Annotated in this window: 26 protein-coding genes; 8 read left to right on the plus strand and 18 right to left on the minus strand. The window is 60.0% G+C overall.

The window, feature by feature from the left end:
* The first annotated feature begins 381 nt into the window (after nt 1–381).
* From N2315_05020 to trpA, 7 genes are all read left to right on the plus strand, one after another.
* Nucleotides 382–1,938, plus strand: a complete 1,557-nt coding sequence (locus tag N2315_05020) for an anthranilate synthase component I family protein (GenBank protein MCX7828556.1) — start codon at nt 382–384, stop codon at nt 1,936–1,938.
* Entirely contained in the window at nt 1,935–2,528 is a 594-nt protein-coding gene (locus tag N2315_05025; protein MCX7828557.1) for an aminodeoxychorismate/anthranilate synthase component II, read from the plus strand. The genes N2315_05020 and N2315_05025 overlap by 4 nt, the downstream gene beginning before the upstream one ends.
* Nucleotides 2,522–3,556 (plus strand): anthranilate phosphoribosyltransferase, encoded by a 1,035-nt coding sequence (trpD, locus tag N2315_05030; protein ID MCX7828558.1) that lies wholly within the window; start codon nt 2,522–2,524, stop codon nt 3,554–3,556. The genes N2315_05025 and trpD overlap by 7 nt, the downstream gene beginning before the upstream one ends.
* Complete coding sequence (gene trpC, locus N2315_05035; protein MCX7828559.1) at nt 3,553–4,302, plus strand: indole-3-glycerol phosphate synthase TrpC; 750 nt, start codon at nt 3,553–3,555, stop codon at nt 4,300–4,302. Before trpD ends, trpC begins: the two co-directional genes overlap by 4 nt.
* Entirely contained in the window at nt 4,299–4,910 is a 612-nt protein-coding gene (locus N2315_05040; GenBank protein ID MCX7828560.1) for a phosphoribosylanthranilate isomerase, read from the plus strand. The genes trpC and N2315_05040 overlap by 4 nt, the downstream gene beginning before the upstream one ends.
* A gap of 27 nt (nt 4,911–4,937) precedes the next feature.
* A complete protein-coding gene (gene trpB / locus N2315_05045; protein ID MCX7828561.1) occupies nt 4,938–6,122 on the plus strand; it encodes a tryptophan synthase subunit beta in 1,185 nt (394 codons plus the stop codon).
* Nucleotides 6,119–6,904, plus strand: coding sequence for a tryptophan synthase subunit alpha (trpA, locus tag N2315_05050; protein MCX7828562.1), 786 nt, complete (start codon nt 6,119–6,121; stop codon nt 6,902–6,904). The genes trpB and trpA overlap by 4 nt, the downstream gene beginning before the upstream one ends.
* A 100-nt stretch (nt 6,905–7,004) precedes the next feature.
* Here trpA and N2315_05055 read toward each other — a convergent pair whose 3' ends face one another.
* From N2315_05055 to N2315_05110, 12 genes are all read right to left on the minus strand, one after another.
* Nucleotides 7,005–7,748, minus strand: coding sequence for a DUF4198 domain-containing protein (locus tag N2315_05055; GenBank protein ID MCX7828563.1), 744 nt, complete (start codon nt 7,746–7,748; stop codon nt 7,005–7,007).
* Between the two features lie 269 nt (nt 7,749–8,017).
* Nucleotides 8,018–8,374: a 50S ribosomal protein L19 gene (rplS, locus tag N2315_05060; protein MCX7828564.1), complete on the minus strand. Its 357-nt coding sequence runs from the start codon at nt 8,372–8,374 to the stop codon at nt 8,018–8,020.
* A 129-nt stretch (nt 8,375–8,503) separates the two neighbouring features.
* Nucleotides 8,504–9,619 (minus strand): tRNA (guanosine(37)-N1)-methyltransferase TrmD, encoded by a 1,116-nt coding sequence (gene trmD, locus N2315_05065; GenBank protein ID MCX7828565.1) that lies wholly within the window; start codon nt 9,617–9,619, stop codon nt 8,504–8,506.
* 12 nt (nt 9,620–9,631) lie between these two features.
* Nucleotides 9,632–10,180, minus strand: a complete 549-nt coding sequence (gene rimM / locus N2315_05070; GenBank protein ID MCX7828566.1) for a ribosome maturation factor RimM — start codon at nt 10,178–10,180, stop codon at nt 9,632–9,634.
* Nucleotides 10,164–10,436, minus strand: coding sequence for a KH domain-containing protein (locus N2315_05075; protein MCX7828567.1), 273 nt, complete (start codon nt 10,434–10,436; stop codon nt 10,164–10,166). The genes rimM and N2315_05075 overlap by 17 nt, the downstream gene beginning before the upstream one ends.
* A 16-nt stretch (nt 10,437–10,452) precedes the next feature.
* Nucleotides 10,453–10,719 (minus strand): 30S ribosomal protein S16, encoded by a 267-nt coding sequence (gene rpsP / locus N2315_05080; GenBank protein MCX7828568.1) that lies wholly within the window; start codon nt 10,717–10,719, stop codon nt 10,453–10,455.
* Nucleotides 10,720–10,772: 53 nt separating this feature from the next.
* Nucleotides 10,773–12,116 (minus strand): signal recognition particle protein, encoded by a 1,344-nt coding sequence (gene ffh, locus N2315_05085; GenBank protein ID MCX7828569.1) that lies wholly within the window; start codon nt 12,114–12,116, stop codon nt 10,773–10,775.
* Nucleotides 12,094–12,462 carry a hypothetical protein gene (locus N2315_05090; GenBank protein MCX7828570.1) on the minus strand — a complete coding sequence of 123 codons (369 nt, stop codon included), beginning with the start codon at nt 12,460–12,462 and terminating at the stop codon, nt 12,094–12,096. The genes ffh and N2315_05090 overlap by 23 nt, the downstream gene beginning before the upstream one ends.
* A 222-nt stretch (nt 12,463–12,684) precedes the next feature.
* Complete coding sequence (locus N2315_05095; GenBank protein ID MCX7828571.1) at nt 12,685–12,921, minus strand: hypothetical protein; 237 nt, start codon at nt 12,919–12,921, stop codon at nt 12,685–12,687.
* 23 nt (nt 12,922–12,944) lie between these two features.
* Nucleotides 12,945–13,379 carry a hypothetical protein gene (locus N2315_05100; GenBank protein ID MCX7828572.1) on the minus strand — a complete coding sequence of 145 codons (435 nt, stop codon included), beginning with the start codon at nt 13,377–13,379 and terminating at the stop codon, nt 12,945–12,947.
* Between the two features lie 134 nt (nt 13,380–13,513).
* Nucleotides 13,514–14,308, minus strand: a complete 795-nt coding sequence (locus N2315_05105) for a fumarylacetoacetate hydrolase family protein (GenBank protein ID MCX7828573.1) — start codon at nt 14,306–14,308, stop codon at nt 13,514–13,516.
* 72 nt (nt 14,309–14,380) lie between these two features.
* Nucleotides 14,381–15,589, minus strand: a complete 1,209-nt coding sequence (locus tag N2315_05110; GenBank protein MCX7828574.1) for a pyridoxal phosphate-dependent aminotransferase — start codon at nt 15,587–15,589, stop codon at nt 14,381–14,383.
* A gap of 142 nt (nt 15,590–15,731) precedes the next feature.
* Here N2315_05110 and gpmA point away from each other — a divergent pair, with 142 nt between their 5' ends.
* The gene (gene gpmA, locus N2315_05115) at nt 15,732–16,481 is read left to right on the plus strand and encodes a 2,3-diphosphoglycerate-dependent phosphoglycerate mutase (protein ID MCX7828575.1); all 750 of its coding nucleotides are present in this window, start codon (nt 15,732–15,734) and stop codon (nt 16,479–16,481) included.
* A 91-nt stretch (nt 16,482–16,572) separates the two neighbouring features.
* Here the strand turns inward: gpmA and N2315_05120 are convergent, their stop codons facing one another.
* The 6 genes from N2315_05120 to N2315_05145 form a co-directional block, all read right to left on the minus strand.
* Nucleotides 16,573–17,277: an ABC transporter ATP-binding protein gene (locus tag N2315_05120; protein ID MCX7828576.1), complete on the minus strand. Its 705-nt coding sequence runs from the start codon at nt 17,275–17,277 to the stop codon at nt 16,573–16,575.
* The gene (locus N2315_05125; protein ID MCX7828577.1) at nt 17,270–18,025 is read right to left on the minus strand and encodes an ABC transporter ATP-binding protein; all 756 of its coding nucleotides are present in this window, start codon (nt 18,023–18,025) and stop codon (nt 17,270–17,272) included. Before N2315_05125 ends, N2315_05120 begins: the two co-directional genes overlap by 8 nt.
* Nucleotides 18,012–18,884, minus strand: a complete 873-nt coding sequence (locus N2315_05130; GenBank protein MCX7828578.1) for a branched-chain amino acid ABC transporter permease — start codon at nt 18,882–18,884, stop codon at nt 18,012–18,014. Before N2315_05130 ends, N2315_05125 begins: the two co-directional genes overlap by 14 nt.
* A gap of 3 nt (nt 18,885–18,887) precedes the next feature.
* Entirely contained in the window at nt 18,888–19,757 is an 870-nt protein-coding gene (locus N2315_05135) for a branched-chain amino acid ABC transporter permease (protein MCX7828579.1), read from the minus strand.
* A gap of 138 nt (nt 19,758–19,895) precedes the next feature.
* Nucleotides 19,896–21,056, minus strand: a complete 1,161-nt coding sequence (locus N2315_05140; protein ID MCX7828580.1) for an ABC transporter substrate-binding protein — start codon at nt 21,054–21,056, stop codon at nt 19,896–19,898.
* 85 nt (nt 21,057–21,141) lie between these two features.
* A complete protein-coding gene (locus tag N2315_05145; protein ID MCX7828581.1) occupies nt 21,142–21,876 on the minus strand; it encodes an FCD domain-containing protein in 735 nt (244 codons plus the stop codon).
* Nucleotides 21,877–22,144 lie beyond the last annotated feature (268 nt).

The following is a 22,144-nucleotide window of genomic DNA, read 5'->3' on the forward strand; positions in this document are numbered from 1 at the left end:
TAGGGGATCATATTTCGTTTGGATTCTTAGGTGAGGCAACGTTCCCCTTTCGTTTAGATTTTACGTGAGGCAATTCGCACGCTTGACAACGAAAACACCGAACCCTAAAATCCCCTCCAACATCCAGGTCCAAGGAGGATTAACCTAAGATGCTTTTTCTAAGACTTCAAAACTGGTGGTGGCGGACTCCCTGAGTCCGCCACCAAGGGCCGTATAAATCGCCGACGTCCAAATCAGCGATGGGCCTTGGAGGTGGATCCCTACCGGAACCGCTTCCAAGGCCCCTTGCCTTTCTTCAGCTGATAAAACCGCCAAGCCGGGGGCCTTACCACAAGGACCCCGGCTTTTTAATTTTTAATTTCCAACGAGGAGGATCAAGACATGGGAGTTCACGAAATCAGGCAAAATGAAAATCTTACGCCCATTGAGGATTTCATGCGGCTCTGCTCTCACTTCGAAAGAGTACCGGTGATAATGGAACTAAGCCTCCAGGGACGGGACCCCCTCATGATCTACGAAAGCCTCAAAAGGCCTTCCCAAGGAAGCTTACTCATGGAGACCCCGGACCCACAGGGCAGGTGGGGCAGGTATTCATTCATAGGAACCGAGCCGGACGGGATCTTCACATTTTCCAGCGAAACCTGCATCAAAACCGCCCCCCAGAGCAGGACCTTGGCAGAGTTCCAAGGCAGGGATGGGCTTAAAAAAGCCCTGGAAAACTACCTGGCCGGCACATACCCTCCAGCCAGAGATGACCTTCCACCGTTCCTTGGAGGAGTAGCGGGATACTTCACATACGACATAATAAGCGCCTTAGAGGATCTGTTCCACTCAGACGAAGGCAAAACCCTGCCCTGCTCCTATCTCCCAACGGCGTCACTAATGGGGTTCTCCTCCGTGATAGCCATAGACCGCCTACGGGACAAGATGTTCCTGACGGTTAACCAACACATCCCAAGGAACATGGGAAAGGAAGAGCTGGAGGGCCTATACCGCATGGCCTGTTTAAAACTGGTCGGCCTAAGGGAATCCCTAGAGCCACCCCTAGACCATAAAACGCCCCTTAGTACCTCCTTTTTCCTCTCCCCTCCAAAGCCGTTCATTAAGAAAGAGGACTTCCTTGACATGGTACGAAAGGGCCGGGAACACATAATGGCGGGGGACATATGTCAGGTGGTCCTCTCCCAAAGGTTCTCCGCCAAAACCAACCTTCCCGCCACGCTGATCTACCGAGCCCTCAAAGAATGCAACCCCTCCCCTTATCACTTCCTGCTGGAACTGCCGGACATCACCCTCATAGGCTCGTCGCCGGAGCTTATGGTGAAACTCACGGGATCCAAGGCCGTCACCCGCCCGCTAGCAGGAACCCGTAAAAGGGGAGATACGGAAGAGGAGGACAGGCGCGCCGCCCTGGAACTGCTGGGGAACGAAAAGGAAAGGGCGGAGCACGTAATGCTGGTGGACCTGGCCCGCAACGACCTTGGAAGGGTATGCCAGCCCGGAAGCGTAAGGGTCACGGAGCTCATGGGTATAGAGCGGTACTCCCAGGTGATGCACATCGTGTCTCAGGTGGAAGGGCAAAAAAGACCGGAGGCTACACCGCTGGACCTTCTGATCTCCTCCTTCCCGGCGGGTACCGTATCGGGGGCCCCCAAGATCCGGGCGATGGAGATCATAGGAGAGCTGGAAGGCACCCCAAGGGGACCATACGCAGGAGCGGTGGGGTACCTGGGATTCCAGGGGGACATGGACACCTGCATCACCATAAGGACCATCGTCAAAGAAGGCGACACGGTACACATCCAGGCCGGGGCGGGCATAGTTTACGACTCTGACCCAGAGGCGGAGTACCAGGAAACCCTAAACAAGGCGGGGGCCCTGTTCAAAGCCCTGGAAAGGGCCGTGCAGATAGCGGAGAAAGGAGAAGACACCCGATGATCCTGATGATAGACAACTACGACTCATTCACCTGGAACCTGGTGCAGTACCTCTCGGAACTGGACGAGGTACGGACGGTCCGAAATGACCGGATCACACCTTCAAAGATCAAGGCCATGAACCCCTCCCACATCGTCATATCCCCGGGACCTGGGATCCCAGAGGACGCGGGGGTGTCCATGGAAGTGATCCGGACCTTCATGGAGCGGATCCCCATCCTGGGGGTCTGTCTTGGGCACCAGGCGATAGGCTGCGCCATGGGTGGACGCCTGGTTCGATCGGCCAAGCCGTGCCACGGCAAGACCTCCTCAATCCACCACAGCGGAGAGGGCATCTTCTCCGGACTGCCCACCCCCTTCAAGGCCACCCGCTACCACTCGCTGGTGTTGGAAGAAAGCTCCCTTCCCGAGGAGTTAAAGGTCACCGCCAGGACGGATGACGGAACCATCATGGCGCTTCAGCACCTGAGCCTTCCCCTCTTCGGGGTCCAGTTTCATCCCGAATCGGTACTCACCCAAGGGGGCATGAGGATCATCAGGAACTTCTACCACACAAAACCCACCAGGAAGGAGCTGAGACACCAATGTTAAGGGAGCACCTTGAAAAGATCCTATCGGGAACCAACCTTACACCCCAAGAGATGGCGGACGCCATGGAAAGCATCTTGTCCGGCGGTGAACCCCAAGCCCTGGTGGGGGCCTTCCTGGCGGGGCTTCGCGCAAAGGGGGAGACCGTGGAGGAGATAGCCTCCGCAGCCTCGGTGATTAGGAGCAAAGCCGTCCCCGTGAATCTAAAGTGTAAAACCCTCCTTGACATCGTAGGGACCGGCGGAGACCGGGCGGGAACCATCAACATATCTACCGGCGCATCGTTCATAGCCGCCGCGGCGGGGTCTTCGGTGGCCAAACACGGGAACCGATCCGTATCCAGCCGATGCGGAAGCGCCGATATCCTGGAAGCCCTAGGGATACCGCTTTTGGATAAGCCCCAGGACGTGGAAGCCTGCATCAGCAACACTGGCTACGGCTTCATCTTCGCCCCCCACTTCAACGGATCCATGAAAAACGTCGCCCCAGTACGGAAGGCCATAGGGCTTCGAACGGTCTTCAACATATTAGGCCCCCTCTCAAACCCAGCAAAGCCAACCCACCAGCTGGTGGGGGTCTTCTCCCCTAAGCTGGTCCGGCCCATAACGGAGGTCCTGGCCATACTCGGGGTCAGTAGGGCAATGGTGTTTCACGGACATGGCGGATTGGACGAGCTTTCGCTTAGCGGCCCCAACAGGGTGTGCCTGCTGGACCGGGGGAAGATCCAGGACATGGAGATACTCCCCGAGGACGCGGGGCTGTCCAGAGCACCCCTGGGGTNCGCCTCGGGGGGCGGCCCAGATGAGAACCGCCAGATCTTGCTGGACATATTCAGCGGCATGAGGGGCCCCATGAGAGACGTGGTGGTTCTCAACGCCGCCGCAGCCCTCTACGTGGACGGACTGGCCGCCGGGATATTCGAAGGAGCCCGCATGGCAGAACAGATCATAGACCGCGGCCTTGCCATGAAAAAGCTTGAAGAGGTGGCTCGATTCTCCAGGTCAATAACAGGAAAGGAGGAGGCAGTGTGATACTGGATCGCATAGTGGCTGAGAAAAACCGCCATGTTCGAGAGCTAAAAAGTCCCAAGCTGTCGCTGAAGGCCCGTCTGGCCGCGCCGGGGATCTCCATAATAGGGGAGATAAAGAAGGCCAGCCCCAGCAAGGGCATCTTGGCGGACACATTTGAACCGGATAAACTGCTTGAAGCCTACATCAAAGGCGGGGCTGACTGCGTCTCAATAGTTACCGACCAGCCCTTCTTTCAAGGAAGCCCGGACCTGATGAGGCAGCTCCGCCCTAAGGCAGATATACCTTTTCTTAGGAAGGACTTCCTCGTGGACCCGGTACAGGTTTATGAAAGCCTCTTCCTTGGGGCCGACGCGGTGCTTCTAATAGCCGCCATACTACCTGGCAAGAGGCTACAGAGCATGTTGAAAACCGCAAGGTCCATCGGCCTGGAGGCGGTGGTGGAGGTGCACGACCCAGAGGACCTCCGAAGAGCCTTGGCGTCTGAAGCGGACATCATGGGCATCAACAACCGAAACCTGCGGGACTTCTCCGTAAACCTTAACACCACGTGCCGGATCATGGAGGAACTAAGACGCCTTGAGCCCTCAAGCCGCCGGTATGTGATAGCCGAAAGCGGGATTTCCTGCCGGGAAGACGTGGTCCTCCTCGAGAAGGCGGGGGTTCACGGGATCCTTGTGGGGGAAAGCCTCATGGTCTCCAAGGACCCCTCCGCCCACATAAAAAGGCTTAAGGGGTTGATACGGTGATCCGGGTAAAGGTTTGCGGGATCACCAATGAGGCAGATGCCTTGGAGGCCGCTAAGCTTGGCGCCGACGCGGTGGGCTTCATCCTTACTCAAAGCCCCCGAAGGGTCAGCCTTGAGCGGGCAGCTTCCATAATCCAACGGCTTCCACCGTTCCTCTCCGTGGTGGGGGTGATGGCGGACCCCACCGAAGAGGAGCTGCGGGAAGCCGTCGAAAGCCGCCTGTTCGACTACCTCCAGTTCCACGGAAGCGAACCCCCTTCGCTTCTTGCGAATCTTCCCATCAAAACCATAAAGGCCCTAGGGGTCTCCCGCAGGGAAGACCTTGAAGCCCTGGAAAGATACAAGGAAGCGGCTCACTTCTTCCTATTGGACACGAAGGTAAGGGGCTTTTCCGGGGGCACGGGGCAGCCCTTCGACTGGTCGCTGCTGCAGGGGGTCCGTTTTACCCGCCCCTTCATCCTGGCCGGCGGGTTGGGGCCCCAAAACATAACCAAGGCCATAGGGCAAGCAAGCCCCCATGGGGTGGACATAAACAGCGCCATCGAAACATCCTCGGGAATAAAAGACCACCGCCTCATGGGGATGACGATCATGGCGGCCAAAGGCTGAACCAAAAAACAAGAGAGGTGATCATCCATGATACGAAGTGGATACTTCGGCCCTTTCGGCGGGAGGTTCGTACCGGAAACCCTGATCCCCGCTTTGGATGAACTGGAAAGGGCCTACAATGAGATAAAGGAGGATCGGGCCTTTCAAGAGGAGCTGAAGGAACTGCTCCACCGGTACGGAGGACGGCCTACACCCTTGACCTTTGCGGAGAGGCTGACACGCCACGCCGGAGGGGCAAAGATATATCTAAAGAGAGAGGACCTCAACCATACGGGGGCGCACAAGATAAACAACGCCCTGGGGCAAGCGCTCTTGGCCCGCCGCCTAGGAAAGCGCAGGGTCATCGCGGAGACCGGCGCGGGGCAGCATGGGGTTGCGGTGGCCAGCGCGGCAGCCCAGCTGGGACTTGAATGCCACGTGTTCATGGGGGCTGAGGACATGAAACGGCAGTCCCTTAACGTGGAAAGGATCTGCATCCTGGGAGCTAAGGTCATCCCCGTCTCATCGGGGAGCATGACGCTGAAGGACGCCACAAACGAGGCCATCCGGCACTGGGTGGCTAACGTGGAGGACACCCACTACATAATCGGCTCCGCCGTAGGGCCGCACCCATATCCATCGCTGGTAAGGGGTTTTCAGCGAGTCATAGGGGATGAGACCCGCCAGCAGATCCTGCAATACGAGGGACGCCTTCCCGACGCCCTCATAGCCTGCGTTGGGGGCGGAAGCAACGCCATAGGCCTGTTCTACCCATTCATCCCGGACAAATCCGTCCGCCTAATCGGCGTTGAGGCCGCAGGCAAGGGGCTTCAAACGGGGCTTCACGCCGCATCCTTAACCGGGGGGCGCCCCGGCGTGTTCCACGGCTGCCGCTCCTACCTTCTTCAGGACCAGGACGGCCAGATAATAGAGGCCTATTCCATCTCCGCCGGCCTAGATTACCCCGGCGTGGGTCCCGAACACAGCTTCCTCATGGAAACTCAAAGGGCTGAATACACATCCGTAACAGACCAGGACGCCCTTGAAGCTTTCTTCACCCTATCCCGCCTTGAGGGGATCATACCGGCCCTGGAAAGCGCCCATGCGGTGGCCCATGGAATCCGTCATGCCTCTGCTCTCCAGAAGGACCAGGTGGTAGTCGTAAACCTCTCCGGGAGGGGAGATAAGGACTTGCATACAGTGAAATTCATCATCGGAGGCGATAACATATGAACCGCCTTAAGGAAATATTCGAAAGCCGCAAGGCCCTCATCGCCTTCGTGATGGCCGGGGACCCGGACATCAACACATCCGCGGATATCTGCTCCACACTGGAAAGTTCTGGAGCCGACATACTGGAGCTGGGGATACCGTTCTCTGACCCGCTGGCTGACGGGCCGATCATACAGGCCTCGGGACAGCGATCCCTGAGGACGGGAACCACCCTATCATCGGTGCTGGATTTGGCTGAAACCCTAAGGAACACCGTTAAGGTGCCGCTGCTTCTCATGGGATACCTGAACCCCATCCTGCAATGCGGGGAGGAGCGGTTTGCCCGCCGGGCCGCGGAAGCCGGGATCGACGGGGTCATCGTGGCAGACCTCCCGTTCGACGAAGGGGAAAGCCTACGGGCTGCCCTGGATCGCGAGGGGCTCATAAACATCCCCATGGTATCCCCCAATTCGCCGGAGAAACGCCTCCAAGAGATGGGAAGAGAGGCCAGGGGGTTCGTGTATTGCGTCTCAATGCTGGGGACCACCGGATCCCGCAAGGACCTTCACGGGGACATGGAGGGCTACCTTCGGCGGGTCAGGAGGCATTTCAGCATACCTACGGTGGTGGGCTTCGGCATCAGCACCCCCGAACGAGCCAAGAGGGCGGGGGCGTTGGCGGACGGAGTTGTGGTTGGAAGCGCCATAATGGACCTGGTGGGGAAGCACCTGGAGGACAAGGAGCGACTACTTGATGGAATACGGGATCTTACTATCAAACTCAGGTCAGTCCTAGGGCCTTGAGGACCTAAAGCCCTGAGCAAACCCATGGCTTTTGCAACTTTGTCCACGACAAACCTCAAAAAGCAAGAAGGGGGTCATCCCAAGGGATGCCCCCCTTCTTTTAGTCCTCGTCCTTTTGTAGATTAAAAACCAAAGTAGCGAAGTAGTTTATCTTCTCCCCGTCCCTGTCGGATTTATCCGGGTTTTCCACGTTCACCTTTGAGCCTATCACGTTTAGCCCCGCGGATGGAACTCTTATGATGGCGTAACCATCATCGTCGGTCTTAACCGACATATCCACATCTCCGATAAAATCCGGGTACAGGGAGGCACCCTTAACCGGCTTCCCATGGAGCAGGACTCTTACTTTGAGGCTGTCCCCCTTTTTGAGGGACAGCGGGTTTACCGACGGAACCACCTGCAGGTCAAGGTCAGGCATGACGGCGGGGGATGCGGAAGGGTCGACGTAGGATGTGGAGAACTTAAGGGCCTTCATGCCAGATCCTACGGGGTTGTTGATTTGTGACTTGGGTTTGTTGTGCCACTTGCCGGAACTGTCCTGGGACCAGTATCCGTGGTCGAAGGCCAGGGTGATTATCTGAGCTCCAGGGGCTTTAGTTATTACCACGTGGTCCTGGAGCCTCTGAATTTCCACAGGTACTTGGCCTGCACCGTCTCCATACGCCCTGACCCATTTGACCTTTGACGGATCGTAAGCGTCGTTTGCAGCGCCCTCCCCAAGGATTATGGTCATCTTCGACTGCTGCTCCCCTATCCAAACACCGTGGGCGCTGGCAATGGATGGGACCGTCATGGCGACGGTTATGGCCAATAGTCCGCATAAGCGGCGTGCGGTACGGAACATCTATTGAACACCTCCTTGATCTTGGGACAGCATATGTTTGAGGCCTCAAACAATGGTTAACTTAGCATAAAAGTATCATCCCTGCAACGCTCCCATGAAGGTCTGTATTTTTTAATCATCTAATCAAATCTTCCACGCCGATGCGGTGTCGCTTTAATCACCATGGGAGGCCCATAGCCAAGAAATAAAAAGCAAGCGTCCCACCCCGATCCCGGCGGGGTGGGACGCTTGCTTCGAACCGCCAAAAGCCCTTGGCAATCGGCAAAAGGCTAGAACTCCCGGCGCTCCTTTATCCTGGCCGCCTTGCCGGACAGCTTCCGCAGGTAGTAGAGCTTCGCCCTGCGCACCCGGCCGCGGCGCACCACCTCAACCTTGTCGATGGTGGGACAGTGGATAGGGAATATCCTCTCCACACCCACGCCGTTGGAGACCTTCCTCACCACGAAGTTCTCCCTTATGCCTCCGTGCTGCCGGGCTATCACCACGCCCTCAAACACCTGAATCCTCTCCCGGTTGCCCTCCTTAACCTTCACGTGCACCTTCACGGTGTCGCCGGGCCTGAAAGGGGGCACGGGATCGGCCTTGGAATACCTCTTCTCCACCAAGGCGATGCGCGGATCTATCATCTTCTTTCCCTCCTCGCTGACATTTGTCTCTTCTGTTATGAGCCCAAGGGGCTCCCATAAGACCGGATAAACCACCGATCTTCCGGATCAGATGCCCACACACTGAACCTGTAATCCCCCTGGAAGGTCTCAGCCCTCCTGGGATCTAGGATCATCCACCTGGAAGAACCGGGTGAGCCAGTGGCACAAGGTCTCACCCAAACTCGCCGGCCCCCGCGGGGACCTCAGCGACCCGAGCAGCACGTCTCCTTCAAACCGCCCTCCCAGGGCCATCACCGAGGGGCCTTGATACTCAAGAACCCTCCTCTTGGCGGAAAGCCACCGGAAGTCCCCGTCCTCCGAGACGGCCAACACAAGGGGCTTGGTCTTCTCCCTGGAGGTTATCCACCTCAAGGCGGCCCCGAAGGAGGGGAAGAACTTTACCCCCTCTCCGCCCAGGTCCCCCTTAAGGGACCGGTGGGCCAGAAGCCGCAAGCCGCCGAAGGCGCCGCAAAGCGGAAGCAGCTTGAAGGGGTCGCACCCATCCTCCCCAACGTACACGTAGAAGCCCCCGTTGAGGTGTCCGTTAAGACCGGTCCTAGCCAACAGGTCCGGCCTCCTCTCAAGGGTCCTTCGAACCCTCTCCCCACGGCGGAACTCCTCGATGACCCCATGGTCTCCCCCAAGCAGCTCCTCCGGGGCTTTAATACCCCGCCAGGCCGCGGGCCTCGTGTAGTGGGGATGGTCCAGGAAGCCCCTGTAGAACGAGTCCTCCCTAACCGCCTCCATGCGGCCCACCACGCCGGGTACCAATCGGGCCACCGCGTCCAACACCGCCATGGCTGGCAGCTCCCCGCCGGTTAGCACGAAGTCCCCAAGGGATACCTCCAGGTCCACGTGCTCCCCCACAAACCGCTCGTCCACCCCTTCGTAGTGGCCGCAAACAAGCAAGAGATGCTCCTTGCGGGCCAGCTCCTCCACCAGCTCCTGGTGAAGGTGAACCCCCTGGGGGCTTGGGTATACCACGAAGGGCTCGCAACCGGCGCTCACGGACTCAACCGCCCGGGAAAGGGGCTCCGCCATGAGCACCATTCCCCCGCCGCCGAAGCTGTAATCGTCCACCTGGCGGTAACTTCCGTCGGCAAAGTCCCTAAGATCCAGCACCTGAACGTCCAAAACCCCGGAGGACACCGCCCGACCGATGACGCTGAAGCTCAGGTAACCCCTTATGAGATCCGGAAAGGCGGTAACGACGGTTATCCTCATCCCCTCAAAGCCTCAATCCCAGAGGCCCTCCAGCAGATGGACCCTCATAACCCGAGCCTCAAGGTCCACCTGGATCACCACGTCCTTGATGGCGGGGATCATCTTGAGGGCCCCGTCGGGGGTGCGGACCTCGTAGACGTCGTTGCTGCCGGTGGGAAGAACCCCTTCCACCAGACCCAGCACTTCGCCGCTGTCATTGTCAACCACCTGAAGGCCCAGGATGTCGTCTATCCAGTAGACCCCCTCCTCCAGGGGCACCCGCTCCTCGGGGGCCACGGTGACCATAGCTCCCTTGAGCTCCTCCGCCTCCTCCATGCTGTCCACCCCCTCAAGGGTGACTATGAAGAGGTCCCTCCCGTCCTGGAAGCGAATATCCAGCACCGGCAGCTCCCTGGGAGGGCGCCTGCGGCCCCGGATCTCCGGCAGCTCAAGGTAGAGGCTATCCATGTCCAGGAACCGGTCCGGGTAGTCCGTGAGGGGCTTGAGTTTCAAGGCCCCCTTCACACCGTGGGTACCCACTATCCGTCCCACTATCACCCGGGACCTAGAGCTCTTCTCCATCGACAGGGCCTTCCTCCTCGTCCACCTCAACGTCCACCCGTTCCTTGGCCTTCACCGCCGCCGCCTTGGCTATCAGCCTTATGGCGTTTATGGTGGACCCACGTCTTCCTATCACCCGCCCCATGTCCTGATCCGCCACCTTTATGGTCACCAGGACCGAACCGGAGCCGTTCCTGACCTCGGACACCCGCACCTGATCGGGCAAGTCCACCAGCCCCTTCACTATGCCTTCCACCAGAGCGGCGTAGTCGGGCATGGCAGTCCAAACCCTCTTACGCCTTCTCGGCGGTGAACTTGTCCCAGACGCCGGTCTTCTTGAGAACCGCCCTGGCGGTGTCGGAAGGGGTAGCCCCCTGCTTAAGCCAGTACAGGGCCCTCTCCTCGTTCACCTTGAGATCCGCAGGATCCGTCATGGGGTTGTAGGTGCCGATTAGCTCGATGAACTTACCATCCCTGGGGGAGCGGGAATCCGCCACCACCAAACGATAAAAGGGACTCTTCTTCCTCCCCTGACGGGTAAAACGTATGCGAACCGCCATGGATTTACACACCTCCTGTTTAAATGGGTCTGCGCCCCCGGTGGGGACGAACCTTATCTGAAAAGACCCTTAAGGCCCTGGGGGATCCTAAATCCCTTCTTAGGACCCTTGCCGAAGGCCTTCATCAGGTCCTTCATCTGCTCGTACTGATGCAAAAGCTGGTTCACCATCTGAACCGACGTGCCGGAGCCCTGGGCTATGCGGCGCCGCCTGGAACCCTTTATTATCTCCGGCCTGCGCCTCTCCGCGGGGGTCATGGAGAGGATTATGGCCTCCATGTGCTTTATCCTCTTAGGATCCACCTGGGCGTCCTTGAGGGCCTTCGACGCCCCCGGCACGGGGAGCATCTCGATCACCTTCTCCAAGGGCCCCATCTTCTGAACCTGCCGAAGCTGAATCAGCATGTCCTCCAGGGTGAACCGGTTCTTCTTTAGGCTCTCGGAAAGGCGCTCCACGTCCTCCTCGGAGGCGGCCTGCTGGACCCGCTCCAGAAGACCCATCACGTCCCCCATGCCAAGTATCCGCTGGGCCATGCGGCTGGGGTCGAAGGCCTCCAGGTCCTCCACCCGCTCGCCAACCCCCGCGAGCCTCACGGGAGTGCCGGTGACCGCCTTTATGGTGAGCGCCGCGCCGCCCCTGGCGTCGCCGTCCAGCTTCGTGAGCACCACGCCGGTAAGTCCAAGGCGATCGTTAAAAACCTGGGCCACGGACACCGCTTCCTGACCGGTCATGGAGTCCACCACCAAAAGCACCTCGTGGGGGTTCACCGACTCCTTGAGGACCCGAACCTCCTCCATGAGCTCCTCGTCTATCTGGAACCTTCCGGCGGTGTCGACGATCACCAGGTCCACCAGGCTCTCGGAACACCTCTCCATGGCCCTCCTGGCCACCTTAACCGGGTCGGTCTCCCCCTCCTCGGGCCCAACGAAGGGAACCCCTATGGAAGAAGCCAACACCCTCAACTGCTCCACCGCGGCAGGACGCCGAAGGTCGCAGGCCACCAGCATGGGCCTGTGGGACCGCTTCATCTTGAGGGCTATCTTGGCGGCGGTGGTGGTCTTACCGGATCCCTGAAGCCCCACCATCATGTACACCGTGGGGGGCTTGGAAGCTATGGACAGGGGCTTCACGTCCCGGCCCATGAGGTCCAGCAGCTCCTCAAAGACGATGGCGTAAACCTGCTGGGCGGGGGTTATGGAGGAAAGCACCTCCTGACCGGTGGCCCGAACCCTTACTCGGTCCACGAAGTCCTTTACCACCTTGTAGTTCACGTCCGCCTCAAGAAGCGCAAGCCTGACCTCCCGAAGCGCCAGGTTCACGTCCTCCTCGGTCAGCTTTCCCTTGCCCCTAAGGGAGGTGAAGACCTTCTCAAACCTATCCTTCAGGGAGTCGAACATCTACCTGTCCCTCCTTGCGCCCCAAGATACCCAACAGCTCATCCGCAAAGCCGGAAGGCAGATCCCGCCGGTAACGATCCAGCAGTTTCTCGATCTCCTCCCGCAGGCGCTCCCTCTCCGCAAGAAGCCCCATGGACTCCTCGGCGGACAAAAGGTGCTCCCTGGAACGCTGCACCAGATCGTGCGCCCCCTGACGGCTCACGTTGAGCTCCGCCGCCGCCTCGGAAAGGGAGCAGTCCTCCAGGACCACCAGCTCAAAGGCCCGCCTCTGCTTAGGCGTCAAAAGCCCCCCGTAGAGGTCGTAAAGGTCGCAAAGCCTCAACCGCTGGTCCAAAAGGTCGTCCATGAAGAGAACCTCCCCGCCACAAAGCAGCCAGTGTACTCTAACACCCACCGCAACATCCGTCAAGACATTTACCTTGACAGGCTCCGGATGCTTGTAAAAAGACCAAAAAACGAAACGGGCCGGGGCAAAACCCCGGCCCTTGCATATCAAACCACGCCGCAGAACTCCCCCAAAAGCGCGGGAATACGCCGCCCCTCAAGGGGCTGCAGCTGCCAGAGGGCCTTAAAGCCTTCCGCAGTCGCACTCCCCGCAGCCGGAGAATATGCCCTCGTCCATCTCCTGCAAGGCGGTCCAGAGCTCGAACAGGGCCTGCCTCTTGCAGGCCAGCGCATGGGCTATGGCAAACCTCACCCCCGGCTCCCTGGAGGAGGCCATGCTCCTCAAAAGGCCGTCAATGGACATGAGCTCCTCCGCCACCGCCTTGCGAAGCACCGACGATTCCTCTACCAAATCCGGCAAATCACGACCTTCCGGCAAGGCCATCAGCCCTCCTGGCCATCACAGTGGCACTGGCTCTCGATGTAGTCCTTCAGCTCGTCCATGAGGAACTCCCTTAGGATCTCGCAGGCCTCCTTGCGGACCTCATGGCCCCTCTCCTTGATGAACTTCTCCCGGACCTCCTCAGGCGCCACGTCGATGCCCTCCCAGTCGATCTCCTCCATGAGACCCTCCACGAAGGACTCGTTCACGTCCGGCACCTGCACACCCCAGTCCTGCACCTTGCCCTTAATCTCCTCCCTCCCCACGAGGACCGAAGGAACCACCACCACGGTGGGGCAACAGGATGAGCAGGAGCACACCCCCTCGCCGCCCAGCCTCTCGTTGGCGTAGTGCTCCGCATCGCTCCGGCTGGTGAAGACGTGGGCGTCGTACCTGTCCCCGTCAACCTCTATGACAACCCATACCTTGTCGCTCATGCCCATCCCCCCTGGAGAAAAGGTTGAATTTGACGGAAACCAAAAGGATAAAGGGAAATAAGGTAGATCCCCAAAACCGCCAAACCCGGTTAGATATTACCCCCTAAGGGGCCCCAGTTCAACGGCCAAAGGCATCAGCAACCCTCACAGTAGTTAACAAGACATCCTATGCCCTCCACGGACACCTCCACCCGGTCGCCGGGCCTTAAGGGGCCCACCCCAGCGGGAGTGCCGGTGGCTATCACGTCCCCGGGCATAAGGGTGGCAAAGCGGCTTATGTGGGATATTATCCTGCCCACCGAGAAGACCATGTCCGCCAAACGCCCCCGCTGCACCTCCACCCCGTTCACCCTGGTCACAAGATCTCCAAGGCCCTCCATGGAGGACCCAAGAAGCAGCCAGGGGCCCAAGGGGGCAAAGGTGTCAAAGCCCTTGGCCCTGGTCCACTGCCCGTCCTTCCGCTGCAGGTCCCTGGCGGTAACGTCGTTGAAACAGGTGTAACCCAACACCGCATCCAAAGCCTCATCCTCCGACAGGTTCCTGCAGCTTCTTCGGATCACCACCGCAAGCTCCCCCTCGTAGTCGATCCTACCAGCCCAGGACGGCAGCCCTATGGCGTCCCCATGGCCTATCAGGGCGGTGACGGGTTTGAGAAAGACCAGCGGCTCCAATGGAACCTGGTTCCCCAGCTCCGAAGCGTGCTCCACGTAGTTGCGCCCAACGCAGTATATGGACCCAGGCTTAACGGGGGGAAGAAGCCGCACCTCTCCAAGGCCGAAACTCGATCCGGTCCTCTCGAAAGGCCCAAAGGGCCCGGCGGACACCTCCTCCAGAAGCATCCGCTCCTTTCCACCATAGCCCTTGAGCACCCCGAAACGCTCCCCGCCATCACCGGGGAGACAAAACCTGCAGAACCGCTCTAATTCCATCCGCAAGACCCAACACCTCCTCCAAAGGGGTGACGCCGAAGGCCGGATATTTTAGTTCTTGCCGTAACAAGATCAAAGGAGCCCAAGCTCTTCCGCCCTGCCGCGGATCCGCATGAGCCCCTCTACCAGCATGGACCTGGAACAGCCGAAGTTCAGCCTGCCGTAAAGCTCAAATCCCTCCCCAAAGGACTCACCCTTGTTCAACGCCACCCCAGCGCCCTTCAGGAACTCACCGGCGGTGAGATCCGTATCCCTCAGCATGGAGCTGAAATCTATCCACATGAGGAAAGTCCCCTCCGGGACTGTCACCCGCACCCCCTTCATGGCGCCCAACGCATCCGCGGCAAACCTCCGATTGCCGTCAAGGTACCTTACAAGATCCTCCAGCCAGCCCTCCCCCTTAAGGTAGGCGGCCTTCATGGCCACCTGCCCCAGCTCGTTGCCCTGGTCCATGAAAAGACGGTTCAACTCGCTCTCATAGGCCTTCCTCATGGCGCCGTTTGGGATTATGGCGTAGGCGGTGTAGAACCCCGCCAGGTTGAAGGACTTGCTCGGGGACCCGAAGACCAGGGAGTTTTCAAGACACCACTTGGAAACCGATGGGAAGGGGGTGTGTGAATTGGAACTAGGATAAACAAGATCCGAATGGATCTCGTCGGATACGACCAAAACCCGGTAACGCTCCGCAAGCTCCGCCAGGGCCCATAGCTCGTCCCTGGTCCAAACCCTTCCCACCGGGTTGTGGGGGCTGCAAAGGAGCATGGCCTTGGCTCCACCCTTAAAGGCCCTCTCGAGCCCCTCAAGGTCCATCCGGTACACCCCGTCCTCTTCCCTCAAGGGGTTCTCCACCAGCCGCCGGTGGTTGGTCTCCACCACCCACCTGAAAGGAGGGTAGATAGGGGTCTGCACCACCACCGGGTCCCCTGGGGAGGTGAAAACCCTAAGGGCCACCGCTATACCCCCCATGACCCCGTGGCTGTGGCATACCCAGCGGGGAGCCACGTCGAAACGGTGCCGCCTGCTCCACCAGGCCGCCACCGCCTCGGGAACTGATGGATCCCTCATGGGATAGCCGAACACGGCGTGCTCAACCCGCTCCTTAAGCGCCCCTACGACCCCCTGGTAAGACCTGAACTCCGTGTCGGCTATCCAGAACGGCAGCATGCCAAGGGGATGTTCCCCGAATATCTTGTCCAGCAGGTCCCACTTCTTGCACCCCGTACCCCTTCTCTCCACCGGGCGGTGGAAATCGTACGGGGACCAATCATCCAAGCTCTCCATTCGTCGCACCCCCTCTTCAATCCCATTATCCAATTGATCCAATATCCAGGTTACCCCAGGTTGCAAAGGCCCATGATATGAGAATATCATTTACGGGAGTCCCAGAGACCAGGAATACAACACCAAAGGACGGTGACATGGATTGTACAAGATAGTTCTCGTAAGGCACGGTGAGAGCCAGTGGAACCAGGAAAACCGTTTCACCGGCTGGACCGACGTGGACCTCTCCCCCAAGGGCATCGAGGAGGCCCGGCGGGCGGGCAGGACCCTTAAGGAGGAGGGGTTCACCTTCGACTTGGCTTACACGTCGGTGCTCAAGAGGGCCATAAGGACCCTCTGGCTCATCCAGGAGGAGATGGACCTAATGTGGATACCCGCCAAGCCCTGCTGGCGGCTCAACGCGCGCCACTACGGGACCCTGCAGGGGCTGAACAAGGCGGAGACCGCCGCCAAGTACGGGGATGAGCAGGTGAAGATATGGAGGCGCAGCTACGACGTAAGGCCCCCCATGCTGGACGAGGGGGACGAGAGGGACCCCATCCTGGATCCCCGCTACTCGGGTCTTCCAAGGGACCTAGTGCCCCTGGGCGAGTGTCTTAAGGACACGGTGGCCCGGGTGCTGCCCTGCTGGAACGACGAGATAGTGCCGTCCCTCAAGGAGGGAAAGAAGGTCATCCTGGTGGCCCACGGCAACAGCATACGGGCCCTGGTTAAGTACCTGGACCAGGTCTCCGACCAGGACATACTGGAGCTCAACATACCTACCGGCATACCGCTACTCTACGAGCTAGACGAGAACTTCAAGCCCATATCCCACCGTTACCTTGGAGACCCCGACGAGATCGCCAAGGCCCAGGAGGCGGTGGCCAACCAGGGCAAGGCTAAGAAGTAAAGACCTTCAAGCCCCATCCAACGGGGGAAATGGGACGGGGGGTAAGCCTCATCCCCCCTTACCCATTCCCCCGTTAAGCCGCCATCCAGGGCTACGAGACCTCTCCGAGGTAGGCCCGCCGCACATCCGGGTCTTCCATCATGCAGCCGGAGGGGCCTTCCTTTACCACCTTCCCACCCTCAAGCACGTAGGCCCTTTGGGTTACCTCAAGGGCCCTGGCCACGTTCTGCTCCACCAAAAGCACCGACACCCCCCGGCGGTTCACCTCCGCCACCGCCTCCATCACCCGGTCCGCCATAAGCGGAGACAAACCAAGGGTGGGCTCATCCAGCAAGAGCAGCGCCGGATCGGACATGAGGGCCCTTCCTATGGCCACCATCTGCTGCTCCCCTCCGGACAGAGAGCCGGCCCTTACGGACAGCTTGTCCCATATGGGGGGGAAGAGCTCCAGCACCTCCTCCATGGAGGCCTTGGCCTGTTGACGGGTCCTGGCGTAGGCCCCCATTAGCAGGTTCTCCTGGACCGTGAGGTCCTGGAAGAGCCTTCGGCGCTCCGGAACCAGGGCTATGCCAAGGCGGGACACCAGGGACGCCTTGGGCGGTACCGGGCGGCGCCGGAACGACACCTCCCCCTCCGAAGGGGACAGCACCCCCGCCAGGGTCCATATGAGGGTGGACTTGCCGGCCCCGTTTGAGCCCACCACCGCCACCGCCTCGCCGTCTCCAACCGCCAGGGAGACCCCCCTTAGGGCCTGTATCTTGCCGTAGCTCACCCAAAGCCCTTTAACTTCAAGCATGGCAAAGCACCCCGGACTTCCCAAGGTAGGCCTCCATCACCAGCTCCGAACGGACCACCTCGGAAGGGGTTCCCTCGAAGAGGGTGGAGCCGAAGTTCATCACCGTTATACCGTCGCATATCCGCATGACCACGTCCATGTGGTGTTCTATGAGCACCACCGTAAGCCCAAAGTCATCCCGCACCCGGGCGATGAAGTCTGCAAGGTTCCTGGACTCCTCGGGGTTCATCCCCGCCGCGGGCTCGTCCAGGAGCAGCAGCTTGGGGGACGACGCCAGGGCCCTTGCTATCTCAAGCTTGCGCTGCAGACCGTAGGGCAAGGTCCCGGCGGGACGGTCCGCCAGGCTCCCAAGGCCAACCCTTTCAAGAAGCGCCATCCCCCGGCGGTCCCGGTCCCTATCGGCGGAGAACCCCCAAATGGACCTTAAGGGCCCTGCGTAAGGCAGCATGGGGATGCACACGTTCTCAAGGCAGGACAGGCGCTGGAAGAGCCGTATGTTCTGAAAGGTTCTGGACACCCCCAGGCGGACTATCCGGTGTGGCATGAGGCCGGTTATGTCGCGGCCCTCGAAGGTTACCCTTCCGGAGTCCGGGCGCACCGCCCCGGTCACAACGTTGAACACCGTGGTCTTCCCAGCCCCGTTGGGGCCTATGAGCCCCCTTATGGAGCCCTTAGGGACCAAAAGGGACAGGTCGTTGAGGGCCTTGAGCCCCCCGAAGCTCTTGGAAACTACCTTAAGCTCCAGCACCGGGAATGCGCCTCCTTCCCTTAAAAGCCCCGGGCAGCAGGTCCCACAGCTCCCGGTAGCCCATAAGGCCCGAGGGCCTTAGCACCATCATCACCACCAGCACCAACCCGTAAGCCGCAAGGCGCCATATCTGGGCCACCCTCAAGGCCTCCGGCAGGGCCACGAAGACGAAGGACATTATCATGGGGCCCGTGAGGCTTCCCATTCCCCCCGCTATGACCGCCGCCAGCAGCATGGTGGACTGGGTGAGGGTGAACATGGAGGGCTGCACGAAGGATAGGTAATGGGCCATGAGACCCCCGGAGAGGCCGCAAAGCAGGGCGCTCACCACAAGGGACCCAAGGCGCGCGCGGAAAAGGCTCACCCCCGCCATCTGGGCCGCCACCGGGTCCTCCCGCACCGCGGCACAGCATCGGCCCAGGGGGGAGCGGACGAAGTTCACCGCCAGGACAAGACACACCCCAAGGGAACCGAAGATCCAAAGGGGGGTGGACAGGGGGTCCAGGCCGGGGAGCCCCCTGGCGCCGTTGGTTATGTCCAGGTTCTCCACCGCCACCCGGAAGGCCTCCCCGAAGCCCAGTATGGCTATGGCGAAGTAGTCGCTCCTAAGGTCGGCCCTCAGCGCCGGGGCCCCAACCAGACAGGCCACCAGCCCGGCGGAAAGGCTCCCCGCCAAAAGGGCCAGCGGGAAGGGGACGAACCAGTAGTAGGTGAGCACCGCGGACACGTAGGCCCCTATGCCCACGAAGGCGGAGTGCCCCAGGGAGAACATGCCGGTGAAGCCGGTGAATATGGAAAGCCCCAGCACCGCTATGGCGTTTATGGCCCCAAGGGACAGTACCGACAGCAGGTAGTCCATGGCCTATATCCTCTCCGCGGAGCGGCGGCCCATAAGGCCGTTGGGCATCAAGAGGAGCAGCAAGACCAGAAGCCCGAAGCTGAATATGTCCCGCATCACGCTTGATACGTAGACGGACACCAGCGTCTCCAGCACCCCCAGGATAACCCCCCCTAGAAGGGCCCCCGGCAGGCTCCCAAGGCCGCCTATGACCGCCGCTATGTAGGCCTTGTTGGTTATCCAGCCCATGGTGGGGTAGACAAGATACCTCATGCCAAGGAAAACGCCGGACAGGCCGCCGAAGAGGCCCGCCATGAAGAAGACCAGGGATATCACCCGATCCACGTCAACCCCCATTACGGAGCACATGGTCATGTCCTGCACCGCCGCCCTCACCGCCATGCCGGTCCTCGAACGGGTGAGGAAGAGGTGAAGGGCCACGATGGCAAGGATTGAGAAGCCGAAGGCCCAAAGGTCCATGAGGCTAACCGAGGCTCCGAAAACCCTTACCACCCGGCGGACGAAGAACTCCGGGTACGAGTGAAACCTTGAGCCTATGAGGGCGTATACCAGGTTCTCAAGGAGCACCGCGCACCCCATGGCGGATATCATGAGGTACAGAGGCTGAGAGCCCTTGCGTCTTATGGCGGAGTAGGCCAGCTTCTCGTTCGCCACCGCGATGAGCCCAGCGCCAAGGGCGCTGGCGCAGAGCATCATTCCAAGGCCGAAGTTGAGCCTCACCGCCGCCCCAAGGCCTATGTAGGCCCCAAGCATGATGACCGCCCCGTGGGCGAAGTTGCTGAAGTTAAGAACGCTGAAGACCAAAGAGTATCCAAGGGCCATCAGGGCGTATACGCTCCCAACCGAAAGGCCCGTAATAAGCGTCTGAAGCAACAAGGATTCATCACTGCCTCTCGAGCTGCTAAATTAATGACTTTAAGTTTTAAAATCTCAAAAAAAGAACCAAGCCCTCCCCGGGAGTGGGTCCTCCCGGGGAGGTTTAAGCGTTGCACGTACTTCCTTCGCCAAAGCTCAGCGCTGGCGCGGATCGAACTTCTTCACGAACACGAAGGCCTTTGCCTTGGCGTCCACCTTCTGGATAACCGCCGGCTTGTCCTGCGGGTCGTGGGTCTTGGGGTCGATGGTCAAAACGCCGCTGGTGACCTTGAGGTTCCGGGTGGACTCCATGGCCCTTACGAGGGCCTCCCCGTCCAGGCTCTTGGAGGTCTTCATGGCGTTCACCAGCAAAAGCAGGGCGTCCTGGGCCATCACCGGGTTGGGGAGCACCGGATCCGCCCCGTAGGCCTTCCTGTACTCCTTGACGAAGCCCACTATGTCCGGGTCCGACAGGTCCGTCAGGTTGACGAAGTAGCTCCCGTGGACGGCGCTGCCCCCAAGGTCCATAAGGTCCGGGCTTCCCCAGTTGTCGGTGCCAAGGAGCCGGGCCTTTATGCCAAGGTCCCTGGCCTGCTTGGCCGCCATGGCGGCCTCCTTCTGGCTGGTGGGGATGAAGATCACGTCCGGGTTAAGCTGCTTTATCTTGCCGAGCTGGGCCCGGTAATCGAGCTCGTCGGTCCTGAAGGCCTCCTTGGCCACCACCTTTCCGCCCTCCTTGGCGAAGGCCTCCTCGAAGTACTTGGCAAGCCACTGGCCGTAATCGGAGCCCACGTCGTAAAGTACCGCCGCCCGCCGGGCCTTGAGGTCCCGGTAGGCGAAGCGGGCCGCCACGGTGCCCTGGAAGGGGTCTATGAAACAGGGGCGGAAGACGAACCTACGGGTCTTGCCGGTCCTCTTGTCCACCGTGACGTATGGGTTGGTGGCGGTGGTGACCACCATGGGCACCTTGCCCCTCTCCACCACCGGGGCGGCGGCGATGGCGTTGCCGCTCTGGGCGGGGCCTATTATGGCCACCACTCCCTCGTCCACAAGCCGTCGGGCCACGTTGACCGACTCCACCGGGTCGTTGCGGTTGTCATAGCTTATCAGCTTCAGCTTCTTGCCCATGACCCCACCCTGTGCGTTTATCTTCTTCACCAAAAGCTCAAGGGCCAGCTTCTCCGACTGCCCCCACATGGAGGCCCCGCCCGTGAGGGACACCGAGTGGCCTATCTTTATCTCCCCTCCCGCCATGGCACAGGAGGCCCCAATACCCAAAGCCAACAAAGCGGCGGCAACGCTCCTTAGAATCCTCAACGAAATCCCCTCCTTATTTACGATTTTGCAGGTAAATTACCCCACATGGACCCCGGCGCCTAAGGAAATCGATGTATCTATCCCGTCAGCTCCCCGACTCGGCGGTCTTGGTCCCTATAAGCGCCCTGCAGTCCGCCACCAGGTTGTCTATGTGGCGGCGCATGGCCATCTCCGCTTCGTCGGGGTCGTGGTTTGACACCGCCTCCATTATGGACCGGTGGTCCGAGTTGGAGAGCCTCCCAGCCTTCCGGCGCACCATCTCAAGCTCCCTGGCCTCAAAGGGGTTCTGCCGAAGAAGCTCCACCACCGACACCAAAAGCCGGTTCCCCGACGCCATGGCCAGCATCCGGTGGAACCTGGAGTCCTCCTCCCACACGGGGTTTCCCATGCGGACCGCCTCCTCCATGCACTCCACCGAGGACCACAGGGCACTTATCTGGTCCGGAGTTCCCCTCAAGGCCGCAAGGCGGGCCACCTCCTGCTCCACCGCCCGCCGGGCCTCAAGGAGCTCCAAAATCCGCTCCCCCTCCCTGGACAGGATCGAATCCACCAGGCCCATGGCCATGGCGCTGCTCAGGCTGTTTCTCTCCAGAAGCGCAAGACGGTTGAGCCCAAGCTCCGTCATGTGGCGGCCTTTGTTCCTGTCCTTCCGGAGCATCCCCCTCACCTCAAGGTCCGTAAGCAGCCGCCCCACCGTGGCCTCGGAAAGGAACATGCCCCTGCGCTCAAGCTCGCGCCTTATGGCCCCAGCCCCCATGGGAACCGGTGAGTCCCTTATGATCATCAAAACCTTGAGCTCCACGTCCAAAGCCCTGTCCATCCAAAAACCAGCCCCTCGAACTTAATCTCAATCGTGATGATTGATGAGTGATGAGTGACAAGAACTCCGAAGAAGTTACCCCCTAAGGGCCGGTATGTCAACCTTCCAAACCTAAGCTGTACCCGGCCAGTGATATTGTCACCCTATAAGGGGACGGGGAAAATGTCACCATGAGAAAGGATGGCGTTTTCTTGAGTGAGAAGGGATCCGGTGAGGATACGGCGGCCGGGGCAGCCGGATGCCGGGAGGGAAAGCGAAAGGCCGCAAA

Origin of the sequence: Thermanaerothrix sp., from assembly GCA_026417795.1 — a bacterium.
GTDB lineage: Bacteria > Synergistota > Synergistia > Synergistales > Synergistaceae > Thermanaerovibrio.